The organism is Maribacter antarcticus DSM 21422 (assembly GCF_000621125.1).
GTDB lineage: Bacteria > Bacteroidota > Bacteroidia > Flavobacteriales > Flavobacteriaceae > Maribacter > Maribacter antarcticus.
Window position 1 is genome coordinate 136,682 of record NZ_JHZC01000010.1, and the last position, 9,587, is coordinate 146,268.

Annotated in this window: 9 protein-coding genes and 1 tRNA gene; 6 read left to right on the forward strand and 4 right to left on the reverse strand. The window is 36.5% G+C overall.

The annotated features are described in order from the left end of the window. Positions 1-5 precede the first annotated feature (5 nt). The 3 genes from pth to Q360_RS0111415 form a co-directional block, all read right to left on the reverse strand. The gene (gene pth / locus Q360_RS0111405) at positions 6-635 is read right to left on the reverse strand and encodes an aminoacyl-tRNA hydrolase (protein ID WP_027077219.1); all 630 of its coding nucleotides are present in this window, start codon (positions 633-635) and stop codon (positions 6-8) included. 93 nt (positions 636-728) lie between these two features. After that, positions 729-1,343, reverse strand: a complete 615-nt coding sequence (locus Q360_RS0111410; RefSeq protein ID WP_027077220.1) for a 50S ribosomal protein L25/general stress protein Ctc — start codon at positions 1,341-1,343, stop codon at positions 729-731. 43 nt (positions 1,344-1,386) lie between these two features. After that, complete coding sequence (locus Q360_RS0111415) at positions 1,387-2,328, reverse strand: ribose-phosphate pyrophosphokinase (protein ID WP_027077221.1); 942 nt, start codon at positions 2,326-2,328, stop codon at positions 1,387-1,389. Positions 2,329-2,492: 164 nt separating this feature from the next. On the opposite strand from Q360_RS0111415, the gene Q360_RS0111420 reads away from it, so the two are divergent. The 6 genes from Q360_RS0111420 (at position 2,493) to Q360_RS0111445 (ending at position 8,560) form a co-directional block, all read left to right on the forward strand. Beyond that, a tRNA-Leu gene (locus tag Q360_RS0111420) sits at positions 2,493-2,572 on the forward strand. A gap of 410 nt (positions 2,573-2,982) precedes the next feature. Beyond that, entirely contained in the window at positions 2,983-4,356 is a 1,374-nt protein-coding gene (locus tag Q360_RS0111425) for a 3-keto-disaccharide hydrolase (RefSeq protein WP_051554678.1), read from the forward strand. Positions 4,357-4,366: 10 nt separating this feature from the next. After that, on the forward strand, positions 4,367-5,725 hold the full coding sequence (locus tag Q360_RS0111430; protein WP_027077223.1) for a Gfo/Idh/MocA family protein: 1,359 nt from the start codon (positions 4,367-4,369) through the stop codon (positions 5,723-5,725). Positions 5,726-5,737: 12 nt separating this feature from the next. After that, positions 5,738-6,817, forward strand: coding sequence for a DUF6807 domain-containing protein (locus Q360_RS23035; RefSeq protein ID WP_211251591.1), 1,080 nt, complete (start codon positions 5,738-5,740; stop codon positions 6,815-6,817). 20 nt (positions 6,818-6,837) lie between these two features. Continuing rightward, the gene (locus Q360_RS0111440) at positions 6,838-7,443 is read left to right on the forward strand and encodes a 3-keto-disaccharide hydrolase (RefSeq protein WP_027077224.1); all 606 of its coding nucleotides are present in this window, start codon (positions 6,838-6,840) and stop codon (positions 7,441-7,443) included. A gap of 79 nt (positions 7,444-7,522) precedes the next feature. After that, positions 7,523-8,560 (forward strand): substrate-binding domain-containing protein, encoded by a 1,038-nt coding sequence (locus Q360_RS0111445; RefSeq protein WP_027077225.1) that lies wholly within the window; start codon positions 7,523-7,525, stop codon positions 8,558-8,560. Between the two features lie 93 nt (positions 8,561-8,653). On the opposite strand, the gene Q360_RS23040 is transcribed toward Q360_RS0111445, so the two are convergent. Beyond that, positions 8,654-9,587: RagB/SusD family nutrient uptake outer membrane protein (locus Q360_RS23040; RefSeq protein WP_036195720.1), on the reverse strand; the 934-nt coding region annotated here is incomplete at its 5' end.

Below are 9,587 nucleotides of genomic sequence, written 5' to 3' on the forward strand. Positions count from 1 at the left end.
GAAACTTAAGAATTATTGAATTGATTCATCGTACGAGTAATGCCTGCCAGTACAAAGGAAGTTACTACCTCTGCTGATTTTTTAAGGCGTTCCACTATTGCTGAATTTTCATCTTCGTTCCATTTACCTAGCACATACTCTACTTGTCTACCCTTACCAAAATCTGCCCCTACACCAAACCGGAATCTATTATACGTATTCCCTTGCAGGAATAGTTGGATATCCTTTAGTCCATTATGGCCTCCGTCGCTACCTTTGGTTTTTATTCTTATGGTGCCGAATTGAAGATTAATATCATCTGTAATGACTAGTACATTTTCTAACGGAATCTTCTCCTTGTCCATCCAATATTTCAATGCTTTTCCGCTTCTGTTCATATAGGTAGATGGTTTAAGACAGAGTACACTTCGGCCTTTTACTTTAAACATACCTATATCTCCCAATTTTGCCGTTTCAAAGCTAAATTCTTCTTTAGCACCTAATGCATCCAAAATCTTAAAACCAATATTGTGGCGTGTTTCTTTGTATTCATCTCCTATGTTACCAAGGCCTACGATTAAAAATTTCTTCATGATTTCATCTTCGTTTAAAAAGCTACTTTCTTTTTTGAAAAGGGACTTCAGGAATATTAACATAATTATGAAAGGTGCTTATAGTCTTAAAAATACAAAAGCATCCCGATACGGGTATCGGGATGCTCTATATCAATCTGTAGAAATAACCTTTAGTTATTCTTGTGCTGTTTCTTCATCAGCTCCTTCTTCACCTTCTTCACCTTCTTCGTCTTCTGTTAAGACCGCTGTACGTGCCATTTTAACTTGTACAACTATGGTGCTATCTGGATGTAGAATAGTAAAATCTTCGTTCAATAAAGATTCGACGGTAATATTTTCGCCAATTTTTAATTTAGAAATATCGACATCAAAGAAATCCGGTAATTTGTCCGGGAAAGCTTTAATGGCTAATTTTCTTTTTCTGAACAATAAGCGTCCACCGTCTCTTTCCCCTGGAGAATTACCTTTTAAACGTACGGGAATATTCATGGTAACTTCCTTGTCATCAAATAATTGATAAAAATCGATATGCATAATTTTATCCGTAACTGGATGAAATTGGATGTCTTGCATAATCGCTTTTAATTTTCCATGACCCAAGTCAACCTCTACAGTATGCGCGGCTGCGGTGTACACTAACTCTCTAAACGCTAGTTCATGTGCTGAAAAGTGTAGTGGTTTATCCCCTCCGTATACTACGCAAGGAACCATTCCAGCATTACGTAAGGCTTTTGTTGACTTCTTGCCTACGCTTTCTCTTTCTGATCCTTTAATTGTAATTGACTTCATTGTATATATTAAAAATTAATAATTCTGAATTTGATCTTCGTGCTTACATAAGAAACTTTGAAGAGATGGAATTGTTGTTGTGTACTTTATCCATCACTTCTGCAAAAAGATTAGCACAACTTAGTACACGGACCTTATTACTTTTTATTTCAATAGGAATAGAATCTGTTATGATTAATTCCGTTAGTTGTGATTTTTCTATTTTCTCATATGCATCACCAGATAGAAGTCCGTGCGTTGTAATAGCACGCACGCTAATGGCGCCACGCTCCATCATTAAATCGGCTGCTTTTGTGAGGGTTCCTGCGGTATCTACCATATCATCGACCAAAACTACGTTCTTGCCCTTTACATCACCAATAAGCTCCATGTGACTTATTACATTGGCTTTTGCTCTTTGCTTATAACAAACCACAACATCACTTACTAAAGCTTTGGAATAAGCATAAGCTCTTTTGGAACCCCCCATATCTGGTGAGGCTATGGTTAAATTATCCAAGCCTAGGTTTTTCAAGTAAGGAAGAAAGAGGGTAGACGCAAAAAGATGGTCTACAGGTTTTTCAAAGAATCCTTGAATCTGGTCTGCATGCAGATCCATTGTAATGATTCTTGTTGCGCCGGCTGTTTCTAGCATTTTGGCAACTAACTTTGCTGCAATAGGCACCCTAGGTTTATCTTTTCTATCCTGTCTTGCCCAGCCAAAATAGGGCATAACTGCTGTAATATGCCGTGCGGATGCCCTTTTGGCGGCATCTATCATCAGCAACATTTCCATAAGGTTTTCAGCTCCTGGGTGGGTAGAACCGATAATAAAAATACGTGTACCTCTAATAGATTCCTCGAAAGAAGGCTGAAATTCCCCATCACTGTAACGGGAGAAAAGAATTTTACCAAGATTGGTACCGTAGGCTTTGGCAATCTTTTCACCCAAATCCATGCTTTGTGTACATGCAAAAATCTTTGGTTCTGGAACTTGGTATGCCATAGCTTCGAATGTTGTGTCGTTAGAATGTGAGAAAGTAATCTTAATACCTCTGATTTCTAAGGAGGTGCAAACTTAAAAATTAAATTGGGTTGCTAAACTATAAATGTCAATAATTTTGTAGCTGTAACGAAATATTTTTTTAATTTTACATCTTAGTTTTAAAAGCTCGAGTGGCGGAACTGGTAGACGCGCTGGATTCAAAATCCAGTTCTTCGGAGTGCGGGTTCGATTCCCGCCTCGAGTACTGAAAGGCCTTAACAGAAATGTTGAGGCCTTTTTTATTTCTCAGGTACAACATAGGTACAACAATATTAGATTTATATTTTTTTGAAGTAATTGGGATTATTTGTTGTTTCATAGCATTGTGCAAAATCCGTTTTCAGCGGTTCACTTTGGCCGCTAAAGCCCTCTATAACATCATTTTTAAAGGTGTTAAAATGCAGAATTTAAATGACTAACTCAATGAATTTTGTTTCTCCATAGTTATTTTACATCCCTTAAGTTCAGTTACATTTCATACGCGATAAATATATAAACTATGACTGTTATTGAGAAATAATATTTATATTCGTTAACGTTAACGAATATAAATATTATTAATAAATTACATTAATAATTAACAGATACATAAATTAAATCTGAATATATCTATAAATGAATAAATGTAAGATGCTATTTATTTTTACTTTGTTCCTAGCAATTGCAACTATTTCTGCCCAAGATAATTGGGAAGTTTTGTTCGATGGAAAGGATTTAAAAAATTTTGAGCAACTAAATGGAAGTGCCAAGTATGAAATTAAAAATAATGAATTAATAGGCACTTCAAAATTGGGTACGCCTAATAGTTTTATGGCGACTACGGAAAAGTATGGTGATTTTATTTTAGAGTTTGAAGTCTTTCTTGAAAACGGATTAAATTCTGGAGTACAGTTTAGAAGTATAAGTACTCCTTCTATTATGAATGGCAGAGTTCATGGTTATCAATGTGAGATTGAAACGAGTTCAAGAAAATGGTCTGGTGGAATATATGATGAGGCAAGAAACGGCTGGCTATATCCATTAACTAGAAATACTAAGGGGCAAAATGCTTTTGTGCCAGGGGAGTGGAATCATTATCGAATAGAAGCAATAGGCTCAAAAATTCGAACGTGGGTAAACACTATACAATGTGCTAATTTATTAGATGCAACCACAGCTGAAGGTTTTATAGCTTTTCAAGTACATAGTATTCATAATGAAAATTTAGAGGGAAAAACAGTGCGATGGCGAAACATTAATATACAAACCGTTGATTTGGAAAAATCAATGAAAACAGTAAATGTGGATGTTCCTGAAATAAGTTATTTGGATAACCAATTAACCGATAATGAAGTAAGAACTGGATGGCGTTTTCTTTGGGACGGAAAAAGTACAGCAGGTTGGCGTGGTGCAAAGATGGATGATTTTCCAGATAATGGATGGGAGATAAAAGATGGGATGCTTACCGTATTATCATCTGAAGGGACTGAGTCTGCTAACGGAGGTGATATTGTTACAACAGATTTATTTGCCGATTTTGAACTTAGTGTCGATTTTAAAATTACCGAAGGTGCCAATAGTGGTATCAAGTATTTTGTTGATTCAGAACTAAATAAAGGAGAAGGTTCAGCAATTGGATTGGAATTTCAGGTTTTGGACGACCAAAAACATCCTGATGCCAAAATGGGTAAAAATGGAAATAGAACGGTTGGATCTTTGTATGATTTAATTAGAGCAGAAAACACTAATAATTCAAGAGGTAAGAATTTTAAGGGAGTTGGTAAATGGAACAATGCCCGTATCGTAGTCAAAGATGGTCATGTGGAGCACTGGTTAAATCAAGTAAAGGTGGTTGAGTTTGATAGGTTTAGTCAAATGTTCAAGGCATTGGTCGAGAAAAGTAAATATGAAAAATGGGAAAATTTTGGTCGCTTATCACAAGGTTTGATTCTTTTACAGGATCATGGGGATGAGGTTTCATTTAAAAACATTAAAGTAAGGGAATTTTAAAACATATATTATGGAAAATAATAGACGAAATTTTATAAAGAAAACGACATTGGCCACTGGAGGAATCGTTTTAGGGGCAAATGCAATGAGTGCTAGTAGCTATAGGAAAATAATGGGGTCAAACGATCGTGTTAGGGTAGGTATTGTCGGTTTTTCGAATCGTGCTAAAGGCGCATTGATTCCGGCTTTTAAGGGTCACAGCAAAGCGCAAAATTTTGAAATTGTAGGTGTTTCAGATATATGGAACAGGCGCAGAGATGAGGGTGCTGCTTTTGTAAAGGACATGACGGGTAATAAAATAAAACAGTGGCGTAACAATGAGGAGATGTATTCTGATAACAAGATAGATGCTGCTATTATTTCTACTGCAGATTTTCAGCATGCCCTACATACAGTGCAAGCTGCCAATGCTAAAAAAGATGTGTATTGTGAAAAACCATTTGCTGAAACAATGGCAGATGCGCGAATTGGTATGCAAGCTGTAAAGGATTCTGGTATTGTTTTTCAAATAGGCTCTCAAAGAAGAAGTGGGGCTAATTATCACGCCGCTAATGATTATATAAAATCTGGTAAATTTGGTGATATCGTAATGGTAGAAATGACCTGGAATGTAAACCAACCGGGTAGATGGCGTTTACCAAAACTTACGAGTGAAATTAGAGAATCTGATACGGATTGGAAACGTTATCAAATGAACAGGCCAGAAGCAGCTTGGGATCCAAGAAAATATTTAGAATATAGGCTATTCTGGCCCTATTCTTCAGGAATACCAGGACAATGGATGTCCCATCAAATTGATACCGTACATTGGTTTTCTGGGTTAAACCATCCAAGAAGTGTTGCTGCAAATGGCGGTATTTACTTATGGAAAGATGGCCGTAGAAATTTTGATACCATGTCAGCTGTTTTTGATTATGGCCCAAGTGATGATTTGAATTCTGGTTTTCAAGTAACGTACTCATCTAGATTTACCAATTCTGCAGGAGGTACTAAAGAAATTTACTATTCTAATGGTGGAGAGTTGAACCTTGATACAAATAAAGTAAGTGATAATGGGGGATTAGGTGAAAGACATGCTAGTGGAATGGGTATGAAACCAAATCAGCTAGAAGGTTTTAACCTAAGTGATAACGCACCTAAGGTGGTAACTTCAGCAAACACTGGTGTAGATAATATGACATCTACGCATATGTTAAATTGGATGGAGTGCGTTCGTAGCCGTAAAACTACTAATGGTCCTATAGAGGCAGGTTACAATCATTCAATCGCTAATATTATGACAACTGCGGCACTTAGAACTGGCTTAAAGTCAACATTTGATGAAGACACCCAAAATGTTTTGGCTGGAGGAAAGATTTTTCAATATTAAAAATGGAGGTAAATGTTTAAAATAAAAAATATAATTTTTTTACTGGTCACTGTACTTTTTATGTCATGTAAAGAGAATAAGGTAAAAGCTGAGCGTGTAAATGCAGATGTAGCGGAGATGGTTCAAAACTCAAAAGTGACTTTTATCCATGATGAAGCCAATAAAAAAGTAGCGGTTAACATAAATGGTGCGTTGTTCACAAACTACATTTATGACGGTCAGACCCCAAAACCAATTTTATACCCGTTACAAACCAAAAGTGGTAAAACGCTAACCAGAGGCTTTCCTTATGAGTCTAGGCCAGGAGAACGTGTAGATCACCCTCATCATGCCGGTCTCTGGTTTAATTATGGTGATGTGAATGGATTGGATTTTTGGAATAATTCCTATGCGATACCAGATGCTGAAAAGCAAAAGTATGGTACCATTATCCATCAAGAAATTTTAGGAATGAATGAAGATAAGGGTACAATCACTGTCAAAGCAATTTGGCAATCTCCTACTATGGTTGATTTGTTAGAAGAAATGACTCAATTTGCTTTTTCAGAAGTAGGTAATACTCGAATTATTGATAGAACAACTACACTTAAAGCGCTAAAAGACGTCTCTTTTAACGATAACAAAGAAGGTATGTTGGGAATTAGGGTAGCTCGTGAATTGGAATTACCATCTGATAAACCTGCAGAATTTACCGATGCAGAAGGAAATATTACGGAGGTAAAGGCTTTAAATACGGAAGGGGTTCACGGTAATTATTTTGCTAGTGGAGGGCTAACTGGAGATGATGTGTGGGGTACAAGAAACGAATGGGTAAAGCTTGAAAGTGATATCAATGGAGAACCTGTTTCCGTTACTATTATTGATAATAAAGATAATGTAGGCTTTCCTACGTATTGGCATTCTCGGGGTTATGGACTTTTTGCTGCCAACCCGCTAGGTCAAGCTATTTTTTCTGAGGGAAAAGAAGTGTTGAATTTTAAATTGAAAGAAGGGGAGTCTACTACGTTTAAATATCGCATTCTTATTCATAGTGGCTCAGAACTTAAAAAAGAGGTAATAGCCCAATCGTTCATAGAGTTTAATCAGCTGTAATGTATATTAATAGAATTCAAATGAAACATATTTTTATACTACTTTTTGTCTTACCCTTTTCAACGGGCTCTTTTGGTCAATCTATTGATGATTATTGGGAAACTATTTTTGATGGAAATAGCTTAGAAGAATGGGAGATACCTAAAGACAATATATGGTGGTCAATAGAAGAGGGAGCGCTTTGGGCAAAAAGTGACCCGGATAAAGTTGGTTCTATCTTATGGACCAAGAAGAATCACAAGGATTTCGCAGTGCAAATGGATTTTAAGTTCGGGGAAGGTACAATTGATTCCGGTATTTTCATGAGAGGAGATGACAAGGAAAATCCCCAAATACAAATTGGTGAATCCGGGTCTTTGAAAAGAGATATGACAGCATCTCCATATGTACCTTCCTTAGGGTACCCTGTTGAAGCAGAAGGAATTGTAGGATTGTTGAAATTAGATGATTGGAATACAATAAAGGCAAGGGCCATAGGCAACACCTATAAAGTTTGGTTAAATGGCGTAGAGGTGATGAACTACAAGCTTGAAAAGGCAAACCTAATAGGACCCATTGGTATTCAATTACACCCTGGTAAAGAAATGACCATACAGTTCAAGAATATTGCTGTTGCTGAATTGTAATATAGATTTTATATCTGATAAATTTTAAAGATTAAATCGAGAATACTATCTTATGCATATATAATTTAATTTTCAATACTTGAGTATAGGAATAAAGCAAATAGCTGCCCTGGCAAATGTCTCTATTGGTACAGTGGACCGTGTTTTGCATAAACGTGGTGGTGTTTCTAAAACAACAGAGGATAAGATATTAAAGATTATATCTGAAAATCAGTACAAAAAGAATATGATGGCGAGTAGGTTAAAACTCGCCTCAAAAAATAAAATAAAATTTGCTATCCTTCTTCCAGAATTGACTTCTAGTGCTGATTATTGGGGTCTGCCAAAGAAGGGAATTTCTAAGGCACGAAAAGAACTTAAAGAGTTTGGGGTGAAAGTAGATTATTATCAATTTTCAGGTTCTTCATCTACCTCGTTTAAAAAAGCTATTGAACGTATTTTTTTGAAAAACTACGATGCAATTATTACTGTTCCTTACTTTGAAAAAGAGTGTAATACACTCTTAGAAATCACCAAAAGAAGAGATATACAAGTTGTTTTTTTAGACACTGAAATACAATTACAAAACCCAACCAATTTCATTCGTCAGGATTCTCACAAGGCCGGTATGGTTGCGGGTCGATTACTATATGGTTTAGTGGGAGACCAAGGCAAATACTTTATTGTAAATATCCTCAACGATAGGGGTATTCAAGTAAATAATAAACAGCGGGAAGATGGGTTTAGGGCTTTTTTTAAATCTATAGGAAAAAATGTCGCTATTAAAACCATTAATCATCCATTATATGACACACTAAGTGTAACAGAAGAAATGGAGACTTGGTTTCAAGGCGCGGACTTAAAGGGGGTATTTGTAACAAATTCGCGAGTGAATCTAATTCCTAAAATCTTTCATACGTATAATGTTAGTAATACTTTTTTAATAGGTTTTGATTTAAACGAGAATAATATAATATGTCTAAAACGTAATGAAATTGATTTTTTAATAAACCAACAACCTGAAAAACAAGGATATATCGCTATGAAAGGTTTATTTAATTTTATCAGTAACCAAGACTCTTCAGAGCTTAATCTGGATATCCCAATAGAAATAATGGTCAAAGAACATTTTATATAATAGTAGCACTAGGGTAGCATTTCTTTAAATAAAAACCCTCCTTTTAATAGTAAAAAGGAGGGTTAGGATTCAAACTAACTCAACTAACATAATTTATTGAGGATACCCAGGGTTTTGTGGGTATCCGCCCAACGCTCTATCTATTTGATTTTGTGGTATAGGTCGTATTGTATGATAGTCCTGAATATTTGTAGCTGCTTCTGGGTTATATAATCTGGTACGCTCTACTAGCTTTCCTGTCCGCGCTAAATCTGGCCAACGGTGGCCTTCACCTACCAACTCTCTTGCTCTTTCATCAAGCAGGAAATCTAAATCAACATCTGTCGCACTGATTTGAGAGGCCGCCTCTTGACCGGGCACTGCTGCTCTCAAACGTATTCTATTTATATCGTCTGCTGCGCCAGAAGGATTATTTTGTTGAAGCTTAGCTTCTGCTCTTAATAACCAAGCATCAGCCAAGCGCATCAAAATAAAATCGCGCTGCCCTTGTACATGTTGGCGACCAGGTCTTGTTGCATCAATCCACTTGTTCATAGAAGGAAAAAGTCTTTCATTATACTCTTCATTACTGTAGACCAAGTAAGGCACATTGTTTTGTCTTGATTGTGGCCAGTCAATATCTTTACCTGGACCAGGAATGTAAATAGCGGTATCCCCAAGGGCAATTGCTGCTCGAGCAGGTTCGTCACCCACAGCGTCTGCAGCGGGCTCGTCTTTGTTGGCAAACCAAACATGTTTAAATGTAGATTCATACCTGCTGTCGATAGCTCTATCCCATAAGGTCAACATAAAGTCAGTAGGACGATGTCTTTTCCAAGGTCTACCATTTGCAATGTCTCTGGTCATACCCCTGCGTACATCATATTCGTGTAAGAAATACAAATGCCAACGATTTCCAAATCCATCAACTTTGCTATCTACTTGCGCTTTAGCATTAGGCACAACATAAACTATTTCACTATTTTCTTGGTTTTCAATAGGCCATAAATCAGCAAAATTAGGCAACAATGAAAAGCCGTAATCCGTG

Coding starts and splice junctions, on each gene's coding strand:
- pth (WP_027077219.1), bottom strand. CDS start 635: ATGTTAATATTCCTGAAGTCCCTTTTCAAAAAAGAAAGTAGCTTTTTA.
- Q360_RS0111410 (WP_027077220.1), bottom strand. CDS start 1,343: ATGAAGTCAATTACAATTAAAGGATCAGAAAGAGAAAGCGTAGGCAAG.
- Q360_RS0111415 (WP_027077221.1), bottom strand. CDS start 2,328: ATGGCATACCAAGTTCCAGAACCAAAGATTTTTGCATGTACACAAAGC.
- Q360_RS0111425 (WP_051554678.1), top strand. CDS start 2,983: ATGAATAAATGTAAGATGCTATTTATTTTTACTTTGTTCCTAGCAATT.
- Q360_RS0111430 (WP_027077223.1), top strand. CDS start 4,367: ATGGAAAATAATAGACGAAATTTTATAAAGAAAACGACATTGGCCACT.
- Q360_RS23035 (WP_211251591.1), top strand. CDS start 5,738: ATGTTTAAAATAAAAAATATAATTTTTTTACTGGTCACTGTACTTTTT.
- Q360_RS0111440 (WP_027077224.1), top strand. CDS start 6,838: ATGAAACATATTTTTATACTACTTTTTGTCTTACCCTTTTCAACGGGC.